The sequence below is a fragment of the Microbacterium tenebrionis genome, assembly GCF_020682665.1.
GTDB lineage: Bacteria > Actinomycetota > Actinomycetes > Actinomycetales > Microbacteriaceae > Microbacterium > Microbacterium tenebrionis.
The window spans coordinates 1,024,586-1,050,159 of record NZ_JAGTTM010000001.1; the positions used below are offsets into that span (position 1 = coordinate 1,024,586).

Here is a 25,574-nt window from a genome sequence, read left to right on the forward strand (position 1 = left end):
TTGATTGCATGTCAAGAAGCGGATGAGTCCGCAACTGATTCGTTTCATTCCGGAGGATCGCCATGGTGAGCGTTCGTGACGTCGCAGCCGACGCCCGCGTGTCGGTGGGCACCGTCTCGAACGTGCTCAACCGCCCGGAGCGGGTCGCCCCCGAGACCGTCGAGAAGGTGCATGCGTCCATTGCCCGGCTCGGCTTCGTGCGCAACGACGCCGCGCGGCAGCTGCGCGCCGGCCGTAGCAAGTCGATCGGGCTGGTGATCCTCGACATCCGCAACCCCTTCTTCGCCGAGGTGGTGCGCGGGGCCGAAGAGCGCGCGGCCGAGCACGGCTACTCTGTTCTCGTCGCCAACAGCGATGAGAAGCAGCAGCGCGAGTCGACCCATCTCGACCTGTTCGAGGAGCAGCGCGTCGCAGGAGTGCTGATCACCCCGGTCGAAGAGGCGCTGCCGAGGCTGGAGCGCATGCGCGAGCACGGCATCCCCGCGGTGCTTGTCGACCGCGAGTCGCAGGACTCCCGGTTCTGCTCGGTCGCCGTCGACGACGTCATGGGCGGCAGGATCGCCGCGACGCACCTGCTCGATCGGGGCCGCCGGAGGCTCGCCCTCGTCGGCGGCCCTGCCGCGCTCCGTCAGGTCTCCGATCGTCTTCGCGGCGCGCAGGATGCCGCAGCCGAACGTGGCCTGGGAGTCGAGTTCATGGCCACCGAGGCGCTGAGCGTCGAAGAGGGCCGCCGCGCCGGCGAGCGGATCCTCGCGCGCGACCCCGCCGACCGCCCCGATGCCGTCTTCGCCGCCAACGACCTCGTCGCACTCGGCCTGCTGCAGAGCCTCGTGATGACCGGCGACGTGCGCGTGCCCGACGACATCGCGCTGCTCGGCTATGACGACATCGACTATGCCGCAGCCGCGGTCATTCCGCTCAGCTCCGTCCGCCAGCCTGCGGCCCTGATCGGGTCGACCGCGGTCGATCTGCTGCTCGGCGCAGACCGCCCCGCCGACGAGCACGTGCTGTTCGAACCGGAGCTGATCGCCCGGGCATCCACCCGCGGCATCTGATCCTCACCGCGGCCCGGCCCTTCCGGTAGTCTCGCCGTCATGAGCACGGCAACGACGCGCGCACCGAAGCGCGAGGCATTCGGCTCTCGCAATGTCTTCATCCTCTCGGCCATCGGCTCGGCGGTCGGCCTCGGAAACATCTGGCGCTTCCCCTATGTCGCCTACGAGGGCGGCGGCGGCGCCTTCCTCATTCCGTACCTGTGCGCGCTGCTGACCGCCGGGATCCCGCTGCTGTTCTTCGACTACGCGATCGGCCACCGGTTCCGCGGCTCAGCGCCGCTCGCATTCCGCCGCCTGCACCGCGCGGCCGAGCCGCTGGGCTGGTGGCAGGTGCTCATCTGCGTCGTCATCGCCGTCTACTACGCCGTCATCATCGCGTGGGCGGCGATGTACACCTGGTTCTCGGCGCAGCTCAGCTGGGGCCCCGGCAACGAGAACGACTTCTTCTTCGGCGATTTCCTCAACATGGGAGATGTCGCCGGCGGCATCTCGCTCGAGTTCGTGCCGCAGGTCGGCATCCCGCTGCTCGTCGTCTGGGTCGTGACGATCGTGATCATGGGTCTCGGCGTCAAGCGCGGCATCGGTGCAGCGAACTCGGTGCTGCTGCCGCTGCTGACGGTCATGTTCATCGTCCTCGTGGTGCAGTCGCTGTTCCTCCCGGGTGCCATGGACGGGCTCAACGCGTTCTTCACGCCCAACTGGCAGGCTCTCGGCGACCCCGCCGTATGGGCCAGTGCGTACGGGCACATCTTCTTCTCGCTGTCCGTGGCCTTCGGCATCATGGTGACCTACTCGTCGTACCTGAAGCGCAAGACCGACCTGACCGGTTCCGGCCTCGTGGTCGGCTTCGCGAACTCGGGCTTCGAGATCCTCGCCGGCATCGGCGTCTTCGCCGCCCTCGGCTTCATGGCGCAGGCGCAGTCGGCCCAGGTGTCGGATGTCGCCTCTGCCGGCATCGGGCTCGCCTTCGTCGCGTTCCCGACGATCGTCTCCCAGGCCGCCGGTGGCCCGCTCATCGGCGTCCTCTTCTTCGGCGCGCTGACGTTCGCAGGGCTGACCTCGATGATCTCGATCCTCGAAGTCATCGTCGCCGCGATCCAGGACAAGCTCGGCTGGGGTCGCGTGCGCGCCACGCTCATCGTCACGATCCCGCTGGCGGTCATCTCGATGGCGTTCTTCTCGACGACCACCGCGCTGGCGGTGCTCGACACGACGGATGCCTTCGTCAACGCCTTCGGCATCATGGCGGTCGCGCTCGTGGCGGTCATCGTGGTCGCCTGGCTGCTGCACAAGCTCCCCGTCTTGAGCGAGCACCTGAACCGCCGCTCGAGCTTCCGCACCGGCCTGACCTGGAAGCTGCTGGTGGGTCTGCTCGCCCCGATCGTGCTCGGCTACCTGTTCATCAGCGAGCTCATCGCGAAGATCAACACCCCGTACGGGAGCTACCCCGACTGGTTCCTGTCGATCTTCGGGTGGGGCATGGCCATCTCGCTCGTGGTCCTCGCCGTGATCCTGTCGCTCGTTCCGTGGAGTCGGCGTTCGCACGCCAAGGACGACCCCGAGTACGACGAGTTCCTCGTCGAGGAGAGCTACGAGCCGGATGCCGAGACCGGAACGATCCGGACGACCGAGGGAGCGGGAGCATGACGACGCCGGCAATCATCTTCATGATCATCGCGATGGTCACGGTGTGGGGTGGCCTCGTCGCCGCGATCGTGAACCTCGTGCGTCACCCCGAAGAGGCAGAAAGCGAGCCGGCGCCGCCGGTCGAACTCTGATCCGCAAGGGGGTTTCCCGCCTCGGCGTCCCCGGCGCATACTGGGGTCTTCACCGAACCGTGAGGAGACATCCATGTCGTACAAGGTGGGCTATTTCATCGGAAGCCTCTCATCCACGTCCATCAACCGCACCCTGTCGAAGGCGCTCATCCGACTCGCGCCCGACGAGCTGGAGTTCACCGAGATCCCCATCGGCGGCCTGCCGCTGTACAGCCCCGACGCCGACGACGACTACCCGGCCGAGGCACGCGAACTGAAGACGTCGATCGAGGCGACCGACGCCGTGCTGTTCATCTCGCCGGAGTACAACCGCTCGATCCCGGGCGCGCTCAAGAACGCGATCGACTGGGCGTCGCGCCCGTACGGCGAGAACTCCTTCGACCACCTGCCGGCCGCGATGATCGGCGCCTCCATCGGCGCCATCGGCACGGCCGTCGCTCAGCAGGCGCTGCGCTCGGTCCTCGCCTTCTGCAACACCCGCCTCATGACTGCCCCCGAGGCCTACATCCACTTCACGAAGGACGTGTTCCACGAGGACGGCACGATAACCAAGCCCGAGACGGAGGAGTTCCTCCGTGACTACATGGCGGAGTTCCGCGAGCACATCGTGCGCGTACTCACGGTTCTTCCGCGTCGTTGACGCCGGTCGCGGATGAGGGCCGGGGTCAGTGGTTGCGCAGCATCCGGATCACCTCGGCCTTCTTCTTGCCCGAGTATCCCGAGATGCCGAGCTCCTTCGCACGTTTGCGGAGTTCGTCGACCGTCCAGTCTTCGTAGTCGCCCGACTGGCCGCCGCGGCGGCCGACCTCGGAGCGGTCCTCGGGGATCCGTCCAGCTCGCCGAACAGCCTGCGCCCGCCCGCAGCGAGATGCTCGGCGCACGTCGCCGAGCACGGATCGACGCCCTTATCGACGCCGAGAACCGATTCCTTCACGTCCTGCATGTACGCGACGATGCCTCCGGAGAACCACGCGGATGCATTCTCGCCCGCGCCGATCGCGAGCGCCAGCACACCGGAGGTCAGCGACTCGACGACGCCGACGCGACGATGCTGCGCGGATGCGAGCGCGCTGATCGCGTCGACCTCGGCATCGGCGGTCATCGTCAGCCGTTTTTGACCTCGACGCCCCTGCCCTCGGGCGCGCGCGCTTCATCGGATTCCCGGCGGACACCCTCGGAGTAGTCCGGGCGCGAGGGCTGCGGGGTCAACTCGTTGCCCTCCGCCGAGCCGATGCGCACGGCATCCGCGGTCAGGGCGAACGTGAACCGATCGCCATCGCGCGTGACGGTCAGGTGCGGATCGCCCGCACCCCACTCGGCATGCGTGGTGGTCGGCTCGTAGGGGGCGTCATCGTGAGAATTCATCGCGGTGTCCTCTCGTCGCTCGGATGAACTCACGCTAGGGGAGACGCGCCGGGGCGGAAGAGGGGTTGACCGGTGCGACGGCGCGTGTCTGATGCGTACGCTACGACCATGGGCAGATTCATCTACGAGGGCGGGGTCAAGGTCGAGGTCGACGACCGCGCACTGACGCATCTGCAGCTCGTCATCAGCGCGAAGCTGCGCCGCGGCGAGCCCTTCGCGTTCAGCTGGCGTGATGACGCCAGCGTCGGCGGCGGACGCACGACCGTCTGGGTGCACCCGGGCAGCTCGATCGTCTACAAGTACTACGGCGGCCGTCAGCCCACGATCAACCGCGCGTGGGTCGACGCCCTCGCATTCACTGCCAACGCGCCCACCGGTCTCTACCTCGTTCCCGAGCCGCCCGAGCCCGGCGGCGAGCCGGCCTCGTCGGAGCTGCCCGGCTGAGCCCCGAGCCCGAGCGGCCGCTCGATGATCGAGTCGATGCCGGTCACGGTGATCCAGCCGTCTGCGAGGTTCGCCGCATCGCTGTGGGCAGTGGGGACGTTGGGCAGCTCTTCGACGGCGAGCCGAAGGTAGCTCTCCTCGCTCTCGGCCACCGTCATCTGGACGATGCCGAACGGCGCGAGCGTCGATTCGCGGATACCGCGGGCGCTCTCGCTGTTGGGAACGTTGACGTTCATCACCGTGCCCTCCTCGCGCGCCAGCAGTTCCGGGATCAGGGCGATCGCGGCATCCGCCCCGCTCTTCCAGTGGAACCGTCCGGGATTCATCCCGACATCCAGCGACACGGCCATCGCGCGCGCGCCGTTGAGCCCGCCGGTCAGGGCGGCGCCGACGGTACCGGAGTGCAGGATGGCGCGGCCGACGTTCGCGCCGTGGTTCACGCCCGACAGCACGACATCGGCGGGATCGCCGAACGCCCCGCGCGCGGCGATCAACGCGATCAGGCCCGGTCCGCCCTGGATGGCGAACGCCTTCACCTCGGGGATCGGCGCCAGCGTGCGGTGCTCCACGCCGATCCGGCCGTTGGTCTCGGCCGCCACGATCGACGCGCTCGAACCGCTCGACTGCACGGCGGGTGCGGCGACGGTGACGTCGAACCCGGCGCCGAGTGCGGCCTCGGCCAGCGCGCACAGCCCCGGCGCGTCGATGCCGTCGTCGTTGGTGATGAGTACGCGGGTCATCGCTCGTCCTCCTCCGGCTCGGCGAGTGCAGCCAGCCCGTCGGGGCTCACCCTTCCCTCGGGTTCACGGTCATCGGCGTCCCCGGAGGGAAGCTCGCGGACGGCGACCTTCTCGCGCAAGCTCTCGATCACGTCGGCATCGCCGGTGCCCAGTCCGTGCCGGGTCACGTTGAGCGCCCCGGCCGCCGCGCCCAGGGTGATCGCGTCCCGCAACGGTTCATCGCGGGTGAGCGCCGCGATCACTCCCGCGGTGAGGGAGTCGCCGGCGCCGCGGGTCTCGTTCTCCTCGAACGGGGGCGGGGTCACCTCGAGGATGCCGTCGGCATCGGCCAGTAGCAGCGGGTCGCCCGCTCGCGTGACGATCACCGCGCCTGCGCCCTCGGCGCGGAGCCGCTGCATCGCGGTGACGATCTCCTCATCGGTCGTCTCGGCGACCAGGCCGTCGGCCTTGAGCTCCTCGTGGCTGACCTTGAGCACGTCGACCGCGCCGGCTACCACCGCCTCGAGCCGTTCGCCGGCCAGGTCGGCGACGACGGTCTTGCCGGCCGCGCGCAGATCGATCGTGAGGCGCCGGTAGAAGTCGGCGGGGATCGTGTGTTCGCCGGCGGGGCCGCTGAGCACCACGACGGACGCGTCCTCACTGCTGCGCAGCATCGCCGCGTAGAGATCGTCGAGGTCGTGCCGCCCGATCGGGTCGCCGTCCTCCTCGTCGACGACGATCCGCTCGCCGCCGCGCCGGTCGTGCACGTACGCCGAGCCGCGCCCGTCGCGGGTGAGCGCGTGGACGGTGACGTCCTCGTCCTCCAGCAGGTGCTGCATCGTGCGCCCGACCTCGCCGGTGAGCAGGCAGCACACGGTCACCGGCACCTGCAGGCGCCGCAGCATCCTCGCCTGCCAGACGCCCTGACCGCCGGCGTGCACATGGATCTCCGAACCCTGCGGATGGTCTTCGACCGTGACCGTCAACGTGGGCGACGGGGCAAGAATCGTGACGCTCATGTCGACTCGCTTTCGTCCGGTGGCTCAGCTCTCTCGTTCGATCCTCCAGTGTCTGCCGCCGGGACGGGGAGGTGTCAACCCCCTTGGTCAGAAGCATCCCGTAGAAGAAGGTGGAACCACACCCCCTGACGCTGAAGGAGCGGCCCGCATGGCAGAGAGCACCGCCGACCCCCGACACGCACATGAGGACGACGGGTTCCCGGCCCAGACCCAGCGCCAGCCCGGGCAGACCGAGCAGATGCGCCCGGAGCCCGATCACGGCGAGACGAGCTACGTCGGCCACGGCCGGCTCGAGGGGCGCAAGGCCCTGATCACCGGCGGCGACTCCGGCATCGGTCGCGCCGTCGCCATCGCCTTCGCCCGCGAGGGCGCCGACGTCGCGATCGCGCACATGGCCGAGGAGCAGGGGGATGCCGATACCACCCTCGAATTCGTACGGGATGCCGGCCGCACCGGGCTCAGCCTCGCCGGCGATCTGCGCGACGAGGGCTTCGCCACTGAGGCCGTGCACCAGACGCGCGAGGGCCTCGGCGGCCTCGACATCCTTGTGCTCAATGCCGGCTACCAGCACGACATCGACGGGTTCGAGAACCTGCGCACCGACGAGATGCGCCGGGTGTTCCAGACCAACCTCGAGGGGCTGATCTTCTCAGCACGGGCCGCGTTCCCCGGGCTCGAGGCCGGCGCGAGCATCATCGTCACGGCATCCATTCAGTCGTTCAACCCGTCGGCCGGCCTCATCGACTATGCGATGACGAAGGCCGCCCAGGTCGCCTTCGTGCGTGCGCTCGCCGACGAGGCAGGGCCTCGCGGCATCCGCGTGAACGCCGTCGCGCCGGGGCCGATCTGGACACCGCTCATCCCGGCGACCGGCTGGGACGACGAGAAGGTCCAGAACTTCGGCAGCGACACTCCGCTCGGCCGGGCGGGTCAGCCCGCCGAGCTCGCCGGCGCCTACGTCTACCTCGCATCAGGGGAATCGTCTTACACCTCGGGGACCGTCCTCGCGGTGACCGGGGGGAAATCACTATGACAATGACAGCACCGGAGCCTCCGCGACCCGCATCGGTCTGGGAGGTCATCCCGATCGCCCGCACCGCGTGGCGCATCTGCGACAGCGCGCTCACCGAGACCGACGCCTCGCGCCTGGTCGCGTACGTCGACCGCAACGAGACGGGAACCTACGACGTGCTGTGGCTGCGCAGCCCCTGCCCGACCCGGTCGCGCTACCGCGACCTCGACGAGCTGCTCGCCGATCTGGATGCCGCGGACGCCGCCGGCCCGGTTTCGCGCGCCACGCGGCCGAACAGCATCCCGCACTTCCCGCCGAGGTTGTAAGCGGCTCACCCGAGGATCACGAGCTCCGCACGTCCTCACCGCGGCGGTGAATGGATGTGCGGGAGGATGGAGGCATGGCCTCTCCCACCCCGCAGATGCAGCGCAACGCACTGGCCCCCGGGCTCCTCGCCGCGATCGCCCTGTTCCTGTCGCCGCTGTTCAACGGTGACAACATCGTCGCGACGATCATCTTCTACCTCGTCCCGATCCTCGCGCTGATCGTCGCGTGGTTCGCCTGGCAGGCGCGGCAGTGGTGGTGGACCATCGTGTTCGTCGCGATCGCGGTGATCTGGAACCCGGTGTTCCCGTTCGGCTTCACCGGCCAGGTGTGGACGGCCGCGCAGTTCGTGGCCGCGCTGCTGTTCATCGCGGCCGGCATCCTCATCCGGAACGAGCGCGAGGCGTAGCGCCGGAGCGCGGTTGGGCGTAGCGTGCGGGTATGGATGATCGCCTACCCGACCCCGCAGAAGAGATCCGCCCCGACGAGACGGCGGAGGCCCTCGTGGGCGGCTCCGACGGCGCGCCGGTCGGTGGTGACAAGACGACCGAAGATCAGCTGGATGCCGACAACGCGGTCGAAGAGGATCAGTTGAAGTCCCTCGACCCCGACGACACTCCCGCCTGAGCCGGTCGTCTGCGGCGCGACCCCGCGTAGCCCGGCAGATGAGAAGCTTGAAGGATGAGTTCGACCGCGGCACAGACGGATGCACCCCTGACGGATGCCGAGGTCCTCCGCATCCGCGAGGACTTCCCGATCCTGCACACCGAGGTGAACGGGCATCCGCTCGTGTACCTCGACTCCGGGGCGACCTCGCAGCGTCCGATCGCCGTGCTCGACGCCGAACGCGACTTCGCGACGACCCTGAACTCCGCCGTGCACCGCGGCGCGCACACCCTCGCCGCCGAGGCGACGGAGGCCTTCGAGGACGCGCGGGGCGCGCTCGCGCGCTTCGTCGGAGCCGAGGAGGACGAGATCGTCTGGACGTCCAACGCCACCGAGGCGATCAACCTCGTCGCCTACGCCTTCTCGAACGCCTCGGTCGGCCGTGGGGGAGCGGAAGCCGAGCGCTTCCGGCTCGGCGCGGGCGACGAGATCGTCACGACCGAGATGGAGCACCACGCGAACCTCATCCCGTGGCAGGAGCTCGCCGCCCGCACCGGCGCGACGCTGCGGGTCATCCCGCTCGACGATGACGGTGCGCTGCGTCTCGACGAGCTCGAGTCGCACATCACCGAGCGGGCGAAGATCGTCGCGTTCACCCACGTGTCCAACGTGCTCGGCGTGATCAATCCCGTCGCCGCGCTCGTCGACCGCGCTCGCGCTGTCGGAGCGCTCGTGCTGCTCGACGCGTGCCAGTCGGCGCCGCACCTGCCGCTGGACGTGAAGCAGCTCGACGTCGACTTCGCGGTGCTGTCCGGTCACAAGATGCTCGGACCCACAGGCATCGGGGCGCTCTACGGCCGCCGTGAGCTGCTCGCCGCGATGCCGCCGTTCCTCACCGGCGGGTCGATGATCACGACCGTCACGACGACCGAGGCGGAGTACCTGCAGCCGCCGCAGCGCTTCGAAGCGGGTACGCAACGCGTGTCGCAGGCCGTCGCGCTCGCCGCCGCCGTGCGCTACCTCGACGAGGTCGGGATGCCGCGGATCGCCGCCCATGAAGAGATCCTCGGTCGCCGGCTCCTCGCCGGGCTCGCCGCGATCGACGGCGTCCGCGTCCTCGGCGCAGGCATCGACCTGCCCCGGGTGGGGCTGGCCAGCTTCGACATCCCCGGCATCCACTCGCACGACGTCGGCCAGTTCCTCGACGACCGCGGTATCGCCGTGCGCGTCGGGCACCACTGCGCCCAGCCGCTGCACCGCAGGCTCGGCGTCACGTCGTCCACGAGGGCGAGCACCTACCTCTATTCGACCGAGGCCGAGATCGACGCGTTCCTCGATGGCGTCGCCGCGACCATCGACTTCTTCCTCGGCGGCGTCGCCGCCACTCGCGACATCGGAGTGCGCTCATGACCTCCCAGGACCTGCAGAACCTGTATCAGGAGCTCATCCTCGACCACTCGCGCACGCCGCACGGCTTCGGGCTGCGCGACGAGGTCGCATCCCAGTCGCACCAGCTCAACCCCACCTGCGGCGACGAGATCACCCTTCAGGTGCATGCCGCCGGCGACGGCACGATCGAGGCGATCGCATGGGAGGGGCACGGCTGCGCCATCTCGCAGGCCTCGGCCTCGCTGTTCGCCGACCTCGTCGAGGGCATGACGGTCGCCGAGATCCAGCAGCGCATCGACGTGTTCCGCGAGGCGATGCGCTCGCGCGGAAAGATCGAGCCCGACGAGGAGCTCCTCGGTGATGCCGCAGCCCTCGGCAGCGTCTCGCGCTACGTCGCCCGGGTGAAGTGCGCGATGCTCGCGTGGGTGGCCGCCGAGGATGCTCTGCGCAAGCTCGACTGACGGAATACCGCCGCACCGACGGCGTTGCATCTCGGCATGACAACACTCGGAATCATCGGTGCAGGACACATCGGCAGCCAGATCGCACGCGCCGCGGTCGCGACCGGCTACGACGTCGTGATCGCGAACTCGCGAGGACCGGAGACGCTCGGCGATCTCGTCGCAGAGCTCGGGCCGAAGGCGCGCGCCGCGACGCCCGCCGAAGCAGGAGAGGCCGGAGATGTCGTCGTCGTGACCGTGCCGCTGCACGCCCTGTCGCAGGTGCCCGTCGAGCCGCTCGCCGGCAAGATCGTGCTCGACACCAACAATTACTACTTCGAGCGCGACGGACACATCGACGCCCTCGATGCCGGTGAGACCACGACCTCGCAGATGCTGCAGGAGCACCTGCCGACCTCGAAGGTCGTGAAGGCCTTCAACCACATCCGCTCCGGCGAGATCACCACCGACGGCGCGCCCGCCGACACGGAGAACCGCCGCGCACTCGCGATCGCCAGCGACTTCGACGACGCCGCCGCGTTCGCGACGAGGTTCTACGACGAGGTCGGCTTCGACGCCGTCAACGTCGGGCCCCTGAGCGAGTCGTGGCGGGTCGAGCGCGACCGCCCGGCGTACGTCGTCCGGCAGAACGCCGCCGAGCTCACCGAGAACCTGGCGAAGGCGAACCGCCTGCCCTGATCGACCACCGCGGCGCTGTCGCGGCGGCAGAATCTGCGCCGCCGCGGCATCGACGCCGTGATACCACGTTCTGTGCGATTGCCCCGTTGAGTGGCACAATTGCTCGAATGGGGGAGAAATCTGGGGAATTGGAGTCCGCACGCGTCGCGCGCGTGCTGCGGGATGACATCGTGACGGGGCGCAGGAAACCGGGGTCCAAGCTCGTCGAGCGCGACATCGCCGCGAGGCTGAACGTCTCGCGGCTTCCCGTCCGGGAAGCCATCCGCGCACTCGTCACCGAGGGGCTCGTCGTCTCGCGTCCACGCACCTATGCCGTCGTCCGCGAGTACACCCGGGACGACGTCCGCGAATTCGCCGAGGTGCGAGGCCCGCTCGAGACGATGCTCTTCACCTACGCCGCCGAGCGTCATGACGAAGCCGGTCTCGCAGGACTCCTGCGAGTGCTGGAGCGCGAGGAGCAGGCCGCGCGCGACGGCGATCTTCTCGCGGCGCAGAACGCGGCGGTCGACTTCCACGCCTATATGACCGTCCTCGCGCGCAACGCCGTGCTCGTCGAGCTGGTGGGCGTGTTCGGTACGCGCCTGAAGTGGATCTTCGGGCTGTACGAGGAGCCCGACACGATGGCCGTGTCGCATCGCGAGCTGTACACGGCGATCGCCGCCCGCGACGTGGAGCTGGTGCGCAGCCTCGTGGCTGCCCATCTCGCCGAAGGATTCGTGGCGGCCGAGCGCCGCTTCGGACTGCCGGACGAGGCATCCGCCGGCTGAGACCGCTCCGGGCTCACCGTACCGGCGTCGTCGTGTCGGTGGCGTCGCGCAGCTGACCGCGCATCGCCCGCCAATAGCCCGAGGGCGTCGCGCGCACGATGAGGTCGATCAGTCGCGCCTCGCGGCCGACCATGGTCCTCGCGCGGCGCATTTCCGTCGCGCGGATGATCCGCGCCGCGGCATCCGCCGGTTCGGTGTGGTACATCGCGGCCTGTGCCGACGCCGCACGCGCCGCGACAGCCGGGTCGATCGCGGCGGCGTACCGGCCGTGCAGGATGATGCCGGTCCGCACGCCCGCCGGATAGACGGCGCCGACCGTGACCGGGCTGTCCTCGAGCTCATGCCGGAGGGCCTCCGAGAACCCGCGCACGGCGAATTTGCTCATCGCGTACGGGATGCGCCCGGCCGGGGCGGCCAGCGCGTAGACGCTCGCGAGGTGGGTGATGTGCGCGGCCGGCTGTGCGCGCAGCGCCGGCAGCAGGGCCTTGGTGATCGACACGGTGCCCCACAGGTTGACGTCGAGGAGCCATCGCATCTCCTCCATGGTGAGCTGCTCGATGCTGCCGAGCATCGACGACCCCGCGCATGTGATCAGGGCGTTGATACGGGGATGCGCTGCGATGATCTGCGTCGCGGCATCCGCCACGGCGGCGTCCTCGCGCAGGTCGACCACGTGCGTCGTGACGCGGCCGGGAAGGCCCGCGGCGAGGGATGCAAGCGCCTCGGCGTCGCGGTCGATCAGTGCGAGATCGACGCGTGCCGCCACGAGCAGACGCGCGATCTCTGCGCCCATTCCGCTGGCGGCACCGGTGATCACGGTCGTGTTTCCGGCCAGGGTCAGCCGTCGCATCGCATCCTCCTCCAGCACTCGGGTCGTGCTGTTCGCGTCATTGCAGGTGTGGAGAACCTGTCGGTTTCCATTGTGGCCCCAGTCGCGTCGGTTGGTGACGATACGATCGGGAGAGAGGAGGCCGAGGTGGGAAAGACAGCGGATGCGATCGCCGAAGGGGTCGCGATCGCCACTGCCGCCGCACGGCTCGCCGTGAAGAACCACATTCTCGTCGGAACGATCGCTCAGGGCGGGGCGTTCGACGCCGAGCAGTACGTCGACGACGCCCGCGAGGCGCTGCTGGCCATGGCCCGCGAATCGGAGCATGGAGCAGAGGCCATGACGCGCCTGCGCAAGCGCGCCAGGGGACGCTATTCCGACCCGGCCGGAACGCACGACTACCGTGACCGCGATGTGCGCAATCTGCGCAGGCGCGCCAAGCAGTATGCCGCCGTCGCCGAGCGGCTGACGGCCATGGCTGCCGATTCCGACGCTCTCGGCTCGCTCGTCGAGGGCGCCCGCGAGGCGGCATGGGCAGACGTGCGCAGCAACCTCGACCGCCGGCTCATCGTCGAGGGCATGCGCCCCGATCAGGACCCGGACTACGACACCATGCGCGAGGCGCGGATGCAGGCGCTGCGCCTCGTCGACCTCCAGGCGCTGTCGTCGCAGCAGCGGGCCAAGCGCAAGCGCGAGACGGCGTCCTGACGCCCGGTTTCGCGTTCGCGTGCTCCGTCATGTATTCTTGCTGAGGCCCGTTTCACCGGAACAGGCCGCGAAATGCGCCACTAGCTCAATGGATAGAGCATCTGACTACGGATCAGAAGGTTAGGGGTTCGAGTCCCTTGTGGCGCACACTGTGTTGAGACAGTAGTCGAGCCCCGTCGCGAAAGCGGCGGGGCTCTTTTCTTCCCTGCGTTTCGACGTCGCCAGCGTAGCCTGGAGGAGTGACTGCGTACGTCTCGGCCTTCGACCTGTTCTCCATCGGTGTTGGGCCGTCCAGTTCCCACACCGTCGGACCCATGCGCGCCGCGCTCGACTTCGTGCAGCGGCTGCGTGCGGACGGGGCGCTCGCGGATGCCGCCAGGGTCACGTGCACGCTGTACGGGTCGCTGGGCGCCACCGGGATCGGGCACGGCACCCCGGATGCCGTCATCGCTGGGCTCCGCGGACTGGCGCCGGAGACCTGCGACCCGGCCGAGGTCCGTTCGGCGTGGTCCGCGTACCCGGAGGGCGCTCCGCTGCTGCTGGCCGGCGAGCATCCCGTGCCGTTCGTGAAGGACGACATCGAGTTCGCCCCGCGCACGCGACTGCCCGGCCACCCGAACGCCATGACGCTGCGCCTGCACGACGCCGCCGGCGACGTGATCGCCGAGCACACGTACTATTCGATCGGCGGCGGGTTCATCGGGCGCGACGGCGAGGAGGTGCAGATCGCCGCCGGGGGATTCCCGCTCGACTACACGGATGCTGCGACGCTGCTCGCGCTGTGCGACGAGCGCGGCATCACGATCGCCGACGTCGCCCGCGAGAACGAGATGGCGCTGCGCTCCGAGCAGGAGGTCGCGGCCGGTCTCGACGCGATCTGGGATGCTATGGCCGGCTGCGTGGATGCCGGACTCCACGCGGTCGGCGTGCTGCCCGGCATCCTCAAGGTCAAGCGCAGGGCCGGGGCGATCCGCGAGCAGCTGGACACGATCGAGGCGGACGGCTCGCCCGCGATCCCGGGGGAGTGGCTGGGCGCGTTCGCGCTCGCCGTGAACGAGGAGAACGCGGCGGGCGGACGGGTCGTCACCGCTCCCACCAACGGCGCCGCCGGCATCCTCCCCGCCGTCGCGATGTATTGGTGGCGGTTCCTCGCCGACTCCGGGCTCGGCTCCGGTAACGCCGTCACCCCGTACGGCGAACTCGTCGGCAGCGCCCTCCTCGGCTTCTCCGGGGGCGACGCGCGTGCCCTTGACGGGTCGTTGAGCGAGCGAAGCGAGACGAAACGGCTTGAGCGACCGGAAGGAGCCGAAAGCGAACCGTCCCCCGAGCAGGTCGCCGAGGCGAACCGGCGCCGCGGCATCCGGCGCTTCCTCCTCACCGCGACCGCGCTCGGTTCGCTCTTCAAGGCGAACGCGTCGATCTCGGGTGCAGAGGGCGGTTGCCAGGCCGAGGTCGGCTCGGCGTGCGCGATGGCGGCGGGCGGTCTCACGGCTGTCATGGGCGGCACGAACCGGCAGATCGAGAACGCCGCCGAGATCGCGATGGAGCATCACCTCGGCCTCACCTGCGATCCGATCGGCGGGCTCGTGCAGATCCCCTGCATCGAGCGCAACGCGATCGCGGCATCCACCGCCGTCACGGCGGCGCGGCTCGCGCTGCGCGGCGACGGCGAGCACTACGTCTCACTGGACGCCGTCGTCGAGACGATGCGGCAGACCGGCGCCGACATGTCGACGAAGTACAAGGAGACCAGCGAGGGCGGTCTCGCGGTCAACGTCATCGAGTGCTGACCGCGGTGAACTCCGGCGGTCGTAGGCTGTCGGCATGGTGAGCAGACGCGGCAGGGGGGGGCGCCCTCCGGGCGACTCGGATGCCCGCGAGCGGATCGCGGCTGCGACGATGCACGAGGGCTGGGACGTCCACGGGCCGCTGCTCGTCGTGCTCGCCTTCGCCGTCGGGCGCCCTGCTGCTCGCCTCGCTGACGCGGCGGCGGCGGACGCGATAGGCGGCTTCGACACGTCGCCTCCGGCTCCCCGCTCAGCCCGTTTCGTCTGCGTGGGCTCCGGCCGCTTCGCTCAACGACCCGCCATGGGTCTTCCCTGCGGGTTTTTCAGCGGAGGCGCGCAGCGCCGCAGCTGAAACGCGCCCCGCGAACGAAGCGAGCCGAAACGTCTTGATCCGACGCGTCAGCGCGTCGAAGCATCTCGTTTCTTCGTATGCCGGGTCGGTGCCGCCGCCCACGGATCCTCCGGCCACGGATGCTTCGGGTACCGGCCGCGCATCTCGGCGCGCACCTGTGCGTACGCACCCGACCAGAACGAGGCGAGGTCGTCCGTGACGGCGAGAGGCCTGCCGGCAGGAGAGAGCAGGTGGAACAGCACCGGCACGCGGCCGCCGACGATGCGAGGCGTCTGCGCCCAACCGAAGCACTCCTGCAGCTTCACGGCGACGACGGGCCGCGCATCCGGGTCGTCGAAAGGCGGATAGGCGATGCGGACCCGCGACCCGCTCGGCACCTCCAGACGCTCCTGCGCGAGCGCGTCGAACTCCGAGGCGGCCGGCCACGGCAGCAGCCGGCGCAGCGCCGGCGCGAGGTCGAGGCGAGCGACCGGTGCGCCGCCTGCGAGCGCTGCGAGCTCTGGACCGAGCCAGGTGTCGAGCGCTGCGAGGAGCCCGCGATCCGAGACGTCCGGCCAGGGGTCGCCCAGCTGACGGTGCAGCAGCGCGAGCCGGCGGCGCAGGTCGTCGGCGGCATCCGACCAGGTGAGGATGCCCAGTCCGCCCGACTCGACGGCCCGGCGCACAGCATTCTGGCCGTCCTGCGCACTCACCCGCACCGGGACGGATGAGCGGACGATCGCGCCGATGCGTCGCTCGCGGCGCGCGACGACGCGGCCGTCCGCGAACTCCGCCTCGACGCGGTCGGTGATGAGGTGGCTCGCCGCCTGCTCTACGTGCCGCTCGTCGATCACCGCCGCCGAGCGGATGATCGCGCCGGTACCGGCGGCTGCACGCCCTGAGGCGCGGGCGACATCGGCGACGGCCAACCACTCGGCGTCGGCGAGCGGTCCGGTGATCCCGGCGCGCGTGCCGGATGCGAGCAGGAACGTCGCGCCATCGGCACCGCGCGTCACGCGGCGGGCGATCCGCTCGGGGAACGCGAGCGCGATGACGAGGCCGACGTCATCCGTCCCGCGATGTGCGGAGTCCTCGGAGGCCGTGAACCGCTGCAATCGGCGGGTCTCCTGCTCCCAGGCGCGATGGTCGCCGCCTCGCCGTCCGCGCAGAGTCACGAGGGCGGCAGCGGCGTCGGCATCCGCGATGCGCGCCTGCCCGCCCAGCAGCGCGACGACCTCGGCGGCGAGGCGCCCGCCGACCAGGGAACCGCCGTCGCGCAGCGCGCGGGCGAGGCGGGGATCAGCAGGGATGCGGGCGAGCTGGCGCCCCTCGTCGGTCGCCCGCCCGTCGTCGTCGATCGCGCCGAGACCGCGGAGCACGGATGCGGATCCGGCCAGGCTGTCGGCGGGGAGCGGGTCGAGCAGCCGGAGGCCGGTTCCGCCCGGCGTGCCCCAGCACGCGAGCAGCAGCGCGGCCTCGGTCAGGTCGGTCGTCGCGATCTCGGGTGCGGGCCGCGCGGGGGCGGCGGCGTAGGTCCGTTCGTCGACGCAGCGGACCACGGTGCCGGGTCCTTCGCGGGTCGCGCGTCCGGCGCGCTGCACGGCCGAGGAGCGCGAGGTCGGGACGGTCACGAGGCCGCTCATCCCGCGGGCCGCGTCGCGCTGCGGCTGCCGCGACAGGCAGGTGTCGACGACGACCCGGACGCCGGGAACAGTGAGGGAGGATTCGGCGAGAGAGGTCGTCACGATGATGCGGGGCGGGTCTGTGGCTTCGCGGCCGCGGATCACGGCATCCTGATCGGCGGCGGGAAGCTGGCCGTGCAGTTCACGGATGTCGAAGTCGCCGCCGGCACCGCGCAGACGTCGCGCGATCTCGGCGACCTCGCGCGCGCCGGGTGCGAAGACCAGGGTGTCGGCAGAGGCGCCGGCGTCGCGTGCGGCGGATGTCGCGACCTGCGCGACGTGGTCGAGGAAGCTCCGCGTGACGCCCCGCTCGTCCAGCCGTGGCGCGGCGCTCGGCGCCCAGCGCTCGGTGAGCGGATGCTGTGGCACGGTCTGTGCGACGATCGGTGCGGGGGAGTCCGTCGTCCCGACGGCGGCGGCGACCGCGTCGGCGTCCAGCGTCGCGGACATCGCGATCAGGGCGAGGTCGTCACGGAGCTCTCGCACCTCGCCGAGCAGGCCGATGAGCAGGTCGGTCTCCAGAGCCCGCTCGTGCACCTCGTCGATCACGACGGCGCCGACGCCGTCGAGGGCAGGATCGGCGAGCAGGCGGCGCAACAGGATGCCGGCCGTGACGACCTCGATGCGAGCGGTGTCGCGGATCTGCCGATCGCCGCGCACCGTGAAGCCGACGCGCTCTCCGAGCGGCGAGCCGTCGAGGTCTGCGAGTCGGCGCGCTGCCGCGCGTGCGGCGACGCGGCGGGGCTGGGTGACGATCACCCGTCCGCTGGTGCGATTCGCGAGCATCGGGGGAACCAGCGTCGTCTTGCCGGTGCCGGGCGGGGCGCTGACGACGGCGCCGTCGCTGCGATCGAGTGCTGCGTCGAGGTCGCCGACCGCTGCCGCGAACGCCAGGCCGTCGCCGATGCGGGCGAGGTCGAACGGCGCGGTCTTCACTCGTCTATTGTCGCTGGCCGCTGCGACTGGCGGGCTGAGCGACCGGAGGGACTCGAAGCCTACTCTCCGGCTGCGGCCGCCTCGTCGCCGGCATCCTGCACTCCGGCATCCTTCGCCGCAGCCCGCGTTCGCGGAGTCTCCGGAGCCGTCGCAGCGGGGGCGGGGGTGTTCGCGGTCTGAGCGTTCGCGAGGCTTTCGCCGATTCCGCGTCCGACGGCCTGGCCCTGGATGATCGCGGCGAGGTCGAGGCCGGTCGCCGAGCTGACGCTGTCGAACACCGACTTCATCGCCTTGGCGCTGTCGGCTCCGATGACGTTCGATGCGCCGTCCTCGCCGCTGCCGCCGATGATCGAGACGCTGCCGATCGCCGCGTAGCCCTTGGCGAACTCGCCCATGACCGTCGGCAGCACCTCGAGCACGCGCTGCGAGAGGAACGCCTCCTGGTTCGATGCGATGGCCTTGGCTTCGGCCTCGACGGCGGCGGCGCGGGCCTCGCCCTCGGCGCGGATGGCTTCGGCTTCGGCGCTGGCGCGCAGACGTCGTGCTTCGGCCTCGGCGTCCGCAAGCGCACGGAGCGCGTTCGCCTCACCGGTCGCCTTGGCCTCGGCGGCAGCTGCTTCACCGGCGGCACGGGCGCGGTCGGCCTCGGCCTGCTGCTCGGCGATGCGGGTGCGGGCCTCGGCCTGCTTGACCTGCTCGATCGCGGCGGCCTCCGCGGCGCGCTCTCGGGTGTACAGGTCGGCCTGTGCGCGGGTCTCGGCCTCGTAGCGCTGGGCATCGGCGACGCGCTTGACGTCGGCATCCAGCTGGGCCTGGCGGTTCTCGGCCTGCTGCTGGAGGACGGACTGCTCGGCCTGGGCGCGGGCGAGGTGCTCGGCCTGCTCGGCCTCGGCGCGGGCGCGGCCGATGCCGGCGTTCGCGTTGGCCGTGTTCGTGTCGAGCGCGGTCTGCTCGACCAGGTTCGACTCCTGGTTGGCGATGTTCTTCTGGTTGATCGCGCGGTCGGCGTTGGTCTGCGAGATCTCGGCGGCCTGACGCTTCGACTGGATCTCGGGGGCACCGAGTGACTGGATATAGCCGACCTTGTCGGTGATGCCCTTGATCTGGAACGAGTCGAGGATGAGGCCCTGTTCGGCGAGCTCCTGCGAGACGTCGGCGGCGATCTGGTCGGAGAACTTCTTGCGCTCGCGCATGAGCTCGACAACCGACAGAGTCGCGACGATGCCGCGCAGCGCTCCTTCGAGCTGCTCGGTGGTGAACTGCTCGATGGCCTTGTCCTGCGAGGCGAAGCGCTCGGCGGCCCGGCGCACGTAGAGCGGGTCGGATCCGATCTTCACGATCGCGACTCCATCGACGTTGAGCGTGACGCTGTCGAGCGACTGCGCTTCGGCGTTCAGCGACACCTGGCGCGAACGCAGCGAGATGATCTCGTGGCGCTGCGTGATCGGGTTGACGAGCGACTTGCCGTTGACGATGACGGTCACGGGGGAGTCGACGATCTCCGAGCTGCTCGTGCCGTCAGCGCTGACGATTGCGCGCTGCACTTTCTGCTTGCGTCCCGAGATGACCAGCGCCTCGTCCGCCCTGGCGACCTTGATCCAGCTCCGGGCGAACAGAAGAATCACCAGACCGATCACGATCAGAACGACGACCGCTATGCCGACGAGAACCAGAATGCCGACGAGTCCGGCGATCTCCATGTGACTACCCCCTAATGAGTGCGCTCCGAGCGGAGCAGGCACCCCCGACTATGCCAGAGATGGCATGTATCGCGTCAGGGCAGGGGCGGGTGCCGTGGAGTCAGTGCCCGCGCAGCTTGTCGGTCAGCGTGCGAAGCTGACGGAGCTCGTCCTCGTCGAGCGCTGACATGCGGTCGATGATCGAGCGGCTGTGCACGGTGGCGACCTCGCGGAAGCCTCGCGCCCCGGCATCCGTCGCCTTCAGGACGGCGCCGCGGCCATCGGCCGGGTCGCCGGTCTTCGTGAGCAGTCCGCGGGCGACCATCCGGTCGACCAGTCGCGAGACGCTCGGCTGGCTGATGAGCATGTGCGTCGTGACGTCGCGCAGACGCGCGGTCATCTCCGGTGCTCGCGTGACCGTGAGGAGCACGTCGTACTCGGCCTGCGTGATCGGGGTGCCCACGAAGTCGGCGCTCATCGCTTCGAAGAGCTCGTGCTGGGCGCGGAACAGGCCCTCCCATGCTTCGAGCGCGAGCTTCCGGTCTGACATGGATACAGAGTAACGGAACGGTGAAGGGCCGGTCGGAGAGGCTCCCGACCGGCCCTTGTCCCTTGCACCAAGAGTGTCCTGCAATCACATGAGGTGGATGCCACAGCAAACATTCACCGTGCGATCACTCTATAACGGCGAGGTAACGAATGCAACGGTTTGATCACGAATGTTCTGGGGCGACTTGTCCTGTCCGATCTCACGAAAGGTGGCGGAATCTCACGAAGTTGGCGGATCGTCTCACGAAACCTGTCGGAATCTCACGGAGAGTGTCGGACGGTGATCGGCGGCACCGCCATCGGTACCTGCCGAAAATGATCGTTTCCGGCGAGCTCGCATCCCACGTCCTTAGACGCCTGCCGCTAGTGCTCGCCGGTACCTGCTTTCGGCAGGCGTTTCTGGCTTGTCCCCCCATCGGGCATTATCCACTCGGAGCCTCGAGGGCTCGAATGGCGATCCATCGACTCGGAACCCGTCATCGCCGCTACGCCAATACGTTGAGTCCCAGCCCGATCGTGAAGGCTGCGAGGAGCACGATTGCCACGATGCCCGCGAGAGTCCGGGTGCTAAACGTGGTGCGCAGGAGAGCGAGCATTTTGACGTCGACGAGGGGGCCGACGAGGAGGAGGGCGACGACTGATCCTGCGGAGAAGAATGACGCGAACGACAGGGCAAAGAACGCATCCACGTTCGAACAGATCGATACGACCATCGCGATCAAGATCATTGCCACGATCGACATGACTGGATTGGATCCGACAGACAGGAGAACCTCACGGGGGATTAGCACCTGAATGGCACCGGCTAGTGCGCAGCCGATCACGAGTGCGGGCATGACTGCGCGGAACTCGACGACGAACTGGGTGAGGCTGCGCCGACCGCGGCCACGGCTGCCTGACTCGTGGGCGGCTCTGTCGCATGTATCACGGAACTGGTCAGTGAGTAGAGTTCCCGGATCGGGGTGACGGCTGTACAGCCAGCCGATGAGGTTGGCGATCGCGTAGCCGCCGAGAAGGCGCGCAATCAGGATGCCGTCATCGAATCCGAAGGCTTGGTGGGTCGTGAGAATGACGATCGGGTTGACGATCGGGGCTGCGATCAAGAATGTGAGCGCATCCGGGACAGTGAAGCCGCGCATCAGCAGTCCCCGAGCAAACGGCACGTTGCCGCATTCGCAGACCGGGACGAACATGCCCAGGAGCGAGAGCACCATCCGACGCAGCCATGCCCATCGCGGCATCCAACGTTCGAGCACCCCGGCGGGAATCCACACCTGCACGATGATCGACAAGACCACGCCGAGCGTGACGAATGGCATCGACTCAATGAGGACGCTGACAGCGAGTGTGAGGCCGTCCTGCGCGCGGGTCGGGAGGGAAACCGGGAAGAACGTCGGCGCGAAAATTTCGATCAGCAATAGTGCCGCAATCACGCACACGCCGACACCGACCATCGCCCACGCAGCACGCGAGCGAGCAGCAGGAGGTGCCCCGCTGCTCGCCCTGGTGGTCACCTGCTCCGGGTCAGGCAACCGCGTCACTCGTGCTCGACTCATCGCAGCCCGAATGCGCCACCGCTAACCAGGATGAAGATGCCCAGACCGATCAGAACGAGCGGGAACAGCACGTGTTCCCAACGTTCCAGGATCTCCGCGATCGGTCGACGAGTAGCGATGAACTTTGCGACAACGACCAGGACCGCAACGAGGGCCAGGAACACCACGCAGTACGCGACGACCGCGGCGGGACCCACGCTGAGGAACACGGGGACGTAGACGCCGATGTTGTCACCGCCGTTGGCGAAGGTGACCCCGGCCACAGCCCAGACCGCGACCTTTTTTCCTTCGATCTTGCCCTCGTCGTCATCGTCGTCGTCGCGATTGCGCCACGCCTGCCATGCCGCCCAGAGACCCAAACCCAGGGGGATGAGGCCGAAGTAGGGAATGACTTCAGGAGGGAGGAACGCTCCTGCGCCGAGAGCAACGAGTACGGCGGCGCCGAGGATGCCAGCGAACCCCAAATACTGTCCGAGCAGAATCCGGGTCGTTGTACCTCGTTGGCCCGCACCTCGGGCGAAGAACAGCGAGAGCACGATGATGTCGTCGATGTTCGTTACCAGGAACAGACCAACTGCTTGCAGGATGGAGAGGAAGATCATGCGCTGACCTCCATCGTGCAGCAGTCCGCAACTGTGCACGTGGGGTCGATGCACTCGGCCTCGTGATCCACGGCCAGGGTCGTATCCAGTAGAGCGGTCAGCGCCGTGGTCAGCCGAGGATCTGCGACCTCGTATCGAGTGCGCCGCCCCTCGGGCTCTGCCACGACGATGCCGCAGTCACGGAGGCACGTGAGATGGTTGGAGACGTTCGATGGGCTCAGGCCCAGCTCGCGGGCGAGCGCCGCCGGATAGATCGGGCCGTCAAGCAGCGACATAAGAATGCGTGATCGCGTCGAGTCGGCCATAGCGCGGCCGAGGCGATTCATCACGTCCAAGCGAGTAGTAATAGTCAGCACTCAATGAATATACACGCTTGGATGTATTATCGAGTGCGGCGCCAGATCCTCCGAATGGGCGCGATCCGAAGCGTCTGGACTACAAACGCTCAACGTCAGGAATCCCCTCGTGCACACCTCATCACTCCTACCGGAGCACCGTGCTGGCGCCCGCCATACCTACCGCATGAGTGGCGCCTGGTGAGGCGGGATCGAGGTCGGAGGCTGGTTGTTGCGCTCCTGGTCGCATTCAGCATGACGGTGATCGACCAGGGTTCGAAGGCTCTAGCCCTGACCCGGCTCAGCGAGCACGAGCGCATTCCCCTAGTTGGTGACCTGTTGGGCCTCCAGCTGGCATTCAATCCCGGCACAGTCATGTCGCTCGGGTCGGGGAGCACGTGGGTGTTTACTGTGATCGGAACCACAGCGACGATCGCACTCCTCTACGCTGCGTGGCGATCCAAGTCGATCGTGTGGGCGGTCGCTATCGGATTCGTCTGGGGCGGAGCAGTGGGCAACCTCATCGATCGCCTCCTTGCCCCGCCGGGATTCGGCGTCGGTCACGTGACCGATTTCCTCGCCTACGGCAACCTCTTCATTGGCAACATCGCGGATATCTCCATCGGCATCGGCGTCGGCCTGGGCCTCATTCAGATCATCCTGAATCCCCGCCCTGAGCTTCCCCGTGGACAGTCTCCTGGTGCCTGACCTCCGCAAACTCATCTCGTCTTTACCGTAGTCATCTGTTTGCCATGTCCGCGTGAATCTCCTCCCCGTGCTGGGACGCTCGCGCTGCATGGGTCACGCGAATATGGCTTCAGCGCCCGCCGAAATCGATCGTTTCCGGCGGGCCCGCCGAGGTCGCCAGCTGACTGCACGACACGCCGGCTCGCGCACCTGCCGAAACACCCTGCCGGAACCTGTTGCGCCGAAACAGTCCGCCCGACCTTTTAGGTAGGGGTGAGAGCGAAACGCGATTACCGACAAGTTTCGTGAGACAACCGGCAGTATCGGCAGCGCACCACTCACCCGTCTTTCCGGGGATGCGCTGTCTCACCAACCGACAACTCTCGTGAGATCGGACATGTCTTGTCCGATCTCACGAAAGGTGGCGGAATCTCACGAAGTTGGCGGATCGTCTCACGAAACCTGTCGGAATCTCACGGAGAGTGTCGGACGGTGATCGGCGGCACCACCATCGGTACCTGCCGAAAATGATCGTTTCTGGCGGGGTTCAGGACTAGTGCTCAAACGACCGCCGCAACCGCCCGCCATAATCGGAAACGGGCAGGGCCTTCGGCTGGCAGATCTGTTCCGCGGCGCGCCCGGTGGACACGGGAAGAGTCTCGTATCGCATTGGTTTGCGGACACCGAAGTTACGAGACGCTCACGTCAGCGGAGGGGTCAACTGAGGTTAGAGATCGTGCGAGCTCTCGCCGGGCCGTCTGGTATTGGGTTCGCGCTGTCGATGAGGGGATGCCGACAATGCTGGCTGCGTCGGAGATGCTGAATCCGTCCCAGTGGATGAGGCCGATCAGTTCGCGAAGCTCCGGAGCGAGACGGCTCACGGCGTCGCGTACTTCGATCGTGCGCTGGGAGTCGTCCGGAGGCGCAGCGGTGGTGAGGTGGGCACGAAGTTTGTCTGCGAGCCTCCAACGTCGTTGTGCTGCCCGCTCTGCGTTCGCGAGGACGTTGCGGGCGATCACGAACAGCCACATCCGTGCTTCTATGGTGGCGTCGGGCATGGCATCGATTCGACGCCATGCTGTTGCCATCGTCTCTGACAACAGGTCGGCCGCTTCGGCGCCGCGGGCCCGGTGCTCGAAGTACGCGAGGAGATCTGCGGCGTTCAGTGAGATGTTGTCGACGCCCCGGGACTGACGGTCGGTCAAACTACGACGGCTCACGGGATGTCCTCTCCGCAAAGAGCCTGGCCTTGGGCCGAGATCATGTTGCGCTCATCGGACATATCGAACCCTCTCTGGACGAGTTCCTGATCCACGGTCTCGAGCACCGCCCCGCGCAGCGCCATCCCGTAGATCACGTCCTCGATAGTGCCGAAACCGGGCGACTCGCTGTCGTCAACCGTGGCCTGCGCATATTCGAGTGCGGATTCCTCAGTGAGTAGTTGCTCGTTCCGCGTGGTGACATCCGACTCGGCGACGACGTCCATTGTGGTGAAGATCTCTTGGACAGCGGGCTGGATGTCGGGATTCTCTGCGTGAAGATTGCCGACGCGCTGCTCACAAACCACGCCACTGGGCAATGTGTAGGTGAACGTGCCGTCGGGTGTTTGCGCCCATGGTGCCCATAGGCCCGTTGCCATAGCAGCGGTGCCGATCCCAAATACCGCTACGACTGGGACCCCCGCAGTCAGGGAGAGCCGCCAGGCGCGCTTTCGCGCAACCGGGCGCGTTGCTCGCAACGAGGCGATCGTCAAAGATGCAAGCTCGTCTTCGATTGCCGGGGTGATCTGCGTCGTCGGAAACGCGAGATGCCGCAACGCCTGATCAAGCTCATCGTGATCTCTGGTGTCCATGTCAGTCCTTCCTCAAAGAAGCTCTCAACTTGTACATGTCCAGCAACGGTCAAAACGTCTGTCACCCGAGGATGTCGACGACAGAGGATTCGATGTGAGTCCGGTCCTGGTGTCGAGACATGCAGCGCACCACACCGTATTTAGCGGTAATGGCGCTTAAGAGGTTTGTGTCTCGTGGGCGCTCCGAATCTGACAATGAGGGCGCGATATGGGGCTAAGGCGTCGAACCGTCGTGTTGACCGTTGTTGTCAGAGTTGCTTCCGCGCCGTCATCCCATACGCAAGTATGGGGGCTGTGCGGATTGAAGCGCCCTGGCTTTGTTGGAGACTCCTGACTTTGGAAACGAGGATGGGGTCATGGTGTCGAATGAGGGATCTGGGAAGCCGACCATGCGTCGGTATTCGCCGGAGGAGAAGGCCGCAGC

General features: G+C 68.2%; 30 protein-coding genes, 1 tRNA gene and 1 pseudogene. 18 read left to right on the plus strand and 14 right to left on the minus strand.

The annotated features are described in order from the left end of the window. Positions 1-62: 62 nt before the first annotated feature. The 4 genes from KEC56_RS05105 (at position 63) to KEC56_RS05120 (ending at position 3,473) form a co-directional block, all read left to right on the plus strand. A complete protein-coding gene (locus KEC56_RS05105) occupies positions 63-1,055 on the plus strand; it encodes a LacI family DNA-binding transcriptional regulator (RefSeq protein WP_227530095.1) in 993 nt (330 codons plus the stop codon). A 39-nt stretch (positions 1,056-1,094) separates the two neighbouring features. Then, positions 1,095-2,702, plus strand: a complete 1,608-nt coding sequence (locus tag KEC56_RS05110; protein ID WP_227530096.1) for a sodium-dependent transporter — start codon at positions 1,095-1,097, stop codon at positions 2,700-2,702. Continuing rightward, positions 2,699-2,833 carry a methionine/alanine import family NSS transporter small subunit gene (locus KEC56_RS05115; RefSeq protein WP_227530097.1) on the plus strand — a complete coding sequence of 45 codons (135 nt, stop codon included), beginning with the start codon at positions 2,699-2,701 and terminating at the stop codon, positions 2,831-2,833. Before KEC56_RS05110 ends, KEC56_RS05115 begins: the two co-directional genes overlap by 4 nt. 73 nt (positions 2,834-2,906) lie before the next feature. Beyond that, the gene (locus tag KEC56_RS05120) at positions 2,907-3,473 is read left to right on the plus strand and encodes an NADPH-dependent FMN reductase (RefSeq protein WP_227530098.1); all 567 of its coding nucleotides are present in this window, start codon (positions 2,907-2,909) and stop codon (positions 3,471-3,473) included. A gap of 25 nt (positions 3,474-3,498) precedes the next feature. On the opposite strand, the gene KEC56_RS05125 is transcribed toward KEC56_RS05120, so the two are convergent. The 3 genes and pseudogenes from KEC56_RS05125 to KEC56_RS05135 all read right to left on the minus strand — a co-directional run bounded on the left by KEC56_RS05125 (position 3,499) and on the right by KEC56_RS05135 (position 4,198). Further along, on the minus strand, positions 3,499-3,714 hold the full coding sequence (locus KEC56_RS05125) for a Rho termination factor N-terminal domain-containing protein (protein WP_227530099.1): 216 nt from the start codon (positions 3,712-3,714) through the stop codon (positions 3,499-3,501). Positions 3,715-3,734: 20 nt separating this feature from the next. Further along, a pseudogene (locus KEC56_RS05130) lies at positions 3,735-3,935 on the minus strand (CinA family protein); the annotation flags it as partial. 2 nt (positions 3,936-3,937) lie between these two features. Then, positions 3,938-4,198, minus strand: a complete 261-nt coding sequence (locus KEC56_RS05135; RefSeq protein WP_227530100.1) for a hypothetical protein — start codon at positions 4,196-4,198, stop codon at positions 3,938-3,940. Between the two features lie 108 nt (positions 4,199-4,306). On the opposite strand from KEC56_RS05135, the gene KEC56_RS05140 reads away from it, so the two are divergent. Beyond that, the gene (locus KEC56_RS05140; RefSeq protein ID WP_227530101.1) at positions 4,307-4,642 is read left to right on the plus strand and encodes a DUF7882 family protein; all 336 of its coding nucleotides are present in this window, start codon (positions 4,307-4,309) and stop codon (positions 4,640-4,642) included. Here KEC56_RS05140 and surE read toward each other — a convergent pair. Continuing rightward, positions 4,579-5,382 carry a 5'/3'-nucleotidase SurE gene (gene surE, locus KEC56_RS05145; protein ID WP_175986932.1) on the minus strand — a complete coding sequence of 268 codons (804 nt, stop codon included), beginning with the start codon at positions 5,380-5,382 and terminating at the stop codon, positions 4,579-4,581. The two genes, KEC56_RS05140 and surE, sit on opposite strands and share 64 nt — an antisense overlap. Beyond that, the gene (locus KEC56_RS05150; RefSeq protein ID WP_175986934.1) at positions 5,379-6,380 is read right to left on the minus strand and encodes a 1-phosphofructokinase family hexose kinase; all 1,002 of its coding nucleotides are present in this window, start codon (positions 6,378-6,380) and stop codon (positions 5,379-5,381) included. The genes surE and KEC56_RS05150 overlap by 4 nt, the downstream gene beginning before the upstream one ends. 148 nt (positions 6,381-6,528) lie before the next feature. On the opposite strand from KEC56_RS05150, the gene KEC56_RS05155 reads away from it, so the two are divergent. The 8 genes from KEC56_RS05155 to KEC56_RS05190 all read left to right on the plus strand — a co-directional run bounded on the left by KEC56_RS05155 (position 6,529) and on the right by KEC56_RS05190 (position 11,617). Then, positions 6,529-7,413 carry an SDR family oxidoreductase gene (locus KEC56_RS05155; protein ID WP_175986936.1) on the plus strand — a complete coding sequence of 295 codons (885 nt, stop codon included), beginning with the start codon at positions 6,529-6,531 and terminating at the stop codon, positions 7,411-7,413. Next, complete coding sequence (locus KEC56_RS05160) at positions 7,410-7,718, plus strand: hypothetical protein (protein ID WP_175986939.1); 309 nt, start codon at positions 7,410-7,412, stop codon at positions 7,716-7,718. The genes KEC56_RS05155 and KEC56_RS05160 overlap by 4 nt, the downstream gene beginning before the upstream one ends. Before the next feature lie 74 nt (positions 7,719-7,792). Beyond that, positions 7,793-8,125: a DUF6804 family protein gene (locus KEC56_RS05165; RefSeq protein WP_175986942.1), complete on the plus strand. Its 333-nt coding sequence runs from the start codon at positions 7,793-7,795 to the stop codon at positions 8,123-8,125. 32 nt (positions 8,126-8,157) lie between these two features. Then, the gene (locus tag KEC56_RS05170) at positions 8,158-8,343 is read left to right on the plus strand and encodes a hypothetical protein (protein WP_175986648.1); all 186 of its coding nucleotides are present in this window, start codon (positions 8,158-8,160) and stop codon (positions 8,341-8,343) included. Between the two features lie 54 nt (positions 8,344-8,397). Beyond that, positions 8,398-9,732, plus strand: a complete 1,335-nt coding sequence (locus tag KEC56_RS05175; RefSeq protein ID WP_227530102.1) for a cysteine desulfurase — start codon at positions 8,398-8,400, stop codon at positions 9,730-9,732. Continuing rightward, the gene (gene sufU / locus KEC56_RS05180) at positions 9,729-10,172 is read left to right on the plus strand and encodes a Fe-S cluster assembly sulfur transfer protein SufU (RefSeq protein WP_227530103.1); all 444 of its coding nucleotides are present in this window, start codon (positions 9,729-9,731) and stop codon (positions 10,170-10,172) included. The genes KEC56_RS05175 and sufU overlap by 4 nt, the downstream gene beginning before the upstream one ends. A gap of 36 nt (positions 10,173-10,208) precedes the next feature. Then, positions 10,209-10,850: an NADPH-dependent F420 reductase gene (locus KEC56_RS05185; protein ID WP_227530104.1), complete on the plus strand. Its 642-nt coding sequence runs from the start codon at positions 10,209-10,211 to the stop codon at positions 10,848-10,850. 128 nt (positions 10,851-10,978) lie between these two features. Further along, entirely contained in the window at positions 10,979-11,617 is a 639-nt protein-coding gene (locus KEC56_RS05190) for a GntR family transcriptional regulator (protein WP_227530105.1), read from the plus strand. A 13-nt stretch (positions 11,618-11,630) separates the two neighbouring features. Here the strand turns inward: KEC56_RS05190 and KEC56_RS05195 are convergent, their stop codons facing one another. After that, positions 11,631-12,467 (minus strand): SDR family NAD(P)-dependent oxidoreductase, encoded by an 837-nt coding sequence (locus KEC56_RS05195; RefSeq protein WP_227530106.1) that lies wholly within the window; start codon positions 12,465-12,467, stop codon positions 11,631-11,633. 126 nt (positions 12,468-12,593) lie between these two features. Here KEC56_RS05195 and KEC56_RS05200 point away from each other — a divergent pair, with 126 nt between their 5' ends. The 4 genes from KEC56_RS05200 to KEC56_RS05215 all read left to right on the plus strand — a co-directional run bounded on the left by KEC56_RS05200 (position 12,594) and on the right by KEC56_RS05215 (position 15,293). After that, a complete protein-coding gene (locus KEC56_RS05200; RefSeq protein WP_227530107.1) occupies positions 12,594-13,154 on the plus strand; it encodes an asparagine synthase in 561 nt (186 codons plus the stop codon). A 74-nt stretch (positions 13,155-13,228) separates the two neighbouring features. Next, a tRNA-Arg gene (locus KEC56_RS05205) sits at positions 13,229-13,301 on the plus strand. A gap of 92 nt (positions 13,302-13,393) precedes the next feature. Then, positions 13,394-14,944, plus strand: coding sequence for an L-serine ammonia-lyase, iron-sulfur-dependent, subunit alpha (locus KEC56_RS05210; protein WP_227530108.1), 1,551 nt, complete (start codon positions 13,394-13,396; stop codon positions 14,942-14,944). Positions 14,945-14,978: 34 nt separating this feature from the next. Continuing rightward, positions 14,979-15,293, plus strand: a complete 315-nt coding sequence (locus tag KEC56_RS05215; RefSeq protein ID WP_227530109.1) for a hypothetical protein — start codon at positions 14,979-14,981, stop codon at positions 15,291-15,293. Positions 15,294-15,340: 47 nt separating this feature from the next. Here the strand turns inward: KEC56_RS05215 and hrpB are convergent, their stop codons facing one another. The 6 genes from hrpB to cmtR form a co-directional block, all read right to left on the minus strand. Then, positions 15,341-17,890 carry an ATP-dependent helicase HrpB gene (gene hrpB / locus KEC56_RS05220; protein ID WP_227530110.1) on the minus strand — a complete coding sequence of 850 codons (2,550 nt, stop codon included), beginning with the start codon at positions 17,888-17,890 and terminating at the stop codon, positions 15,341-15,343. Positions 17,891-17,949: 59 nt separating this feature from the next. Then, positions 17,950-19,590, minus strand: a complete 1,641-nt coding sequence (locus KEC56_RS05225) for an SPFH domain-containing protein (protein WP_227530111.1) — start codon at positions 19,588-19,590, stop codon at positions 17,950-17,952. 100 nt (positions 19,591-19,690) lie between these two features. After that, positions 19,691-20,119, minus strand: coding sequence for a MarR family winged helix-turn-helix transcriptional regulator (locus tag KEC56_RS05230; protein WP_227530112.1), 429 nt, complete (start codon positions 20,117-20,119; stop codon positions 19,691-19,693). Between the two features lie 484 nt (positions 20,120-20,603). Continuing rightward, the gene (locus tag KEC56_RS05235; protein WP_227530143.1) at positions 20,604-21,572 is read right to left on the minus strand and encodes a permease; all 969 of its coding nucleotides are present in this window, start codon (positions 21,570-21,572) and stop codon (positions 20,604-20,606) included. A gap of 98 nt (positions 21,573-21,670) precedes the next feature. Beyond that, positions 21,671-22,276 (minus strand): cadmium resistance transporter, encoded by a 606-nt coding sequence (locus KEC56_RS05240; RefSeq protein ID WP_025103726.1) that lies wholly within the window; start codon positions 22,274-22,276, stop codon positions 21,671-21,673. After that, positions 22,273-22,632: a Cd(II)/Pb(II)-sensing metalloregulatory transcriptional regulator CmtR gene (gene cmtR, locus KEC56_RS05245; protein ID WP_061018111.1), complete on the minus strand. Its 360-nt coding sequence runs from the start codon at positions 22,630-22,632 to the stop codon at positions 22,273-22,275. The genes KEC56_RS05240 and cmtR overlap by 4 nt, the downstream gene beginning before the upstream one ends. A gap of 234 nt (positions 22,633-22,866) precedes the next feature. On the opposite strand from cmtR, the gene KEC56_RS05250 reads away from it, so the two are divergent. Further along, a complete protein-coding gene (locus KEC56_RS05250; protein WP_227530113.1) occupies positions 22,867-23,319 on the plus strand; it encodes a signal peptidase II in 453 nt (150 codons plus the stop codon). A gap of 668 nt (positions 23,320-23,987) precedes the next feature. Here KEC56_RS05250 and KEC56_RS05255 read toward each other — a convergent pair. After that, the gene (locus KEC56_RS05255; RefSeq protein WP_217702964.1) at positions 23,988-24,518 is read right to left on the minus strand and encodes an RNA polymerase sigma factor; all 531 of its coding nucleotides are present in this window, start codon (positions 24,516-24,518) and stop codon (positions 23,988-23,990) included. Next, a complete protein-coding gene (locus KEC56_RS05260) occupies positions 24,515-25,150 on the minus strand; it encodes a hypothetical protein (protein WP_175986984.1) in 636 nt (211 codons plus the stop codon). The genes KEC56_RS05255 and KEC56_RS05260 overlap by 4 nt, the downstream gene beginning before the upstream one ends. Between the last annotated feature and the right edge of the window lie 424 nt (positions 25,151-25,574).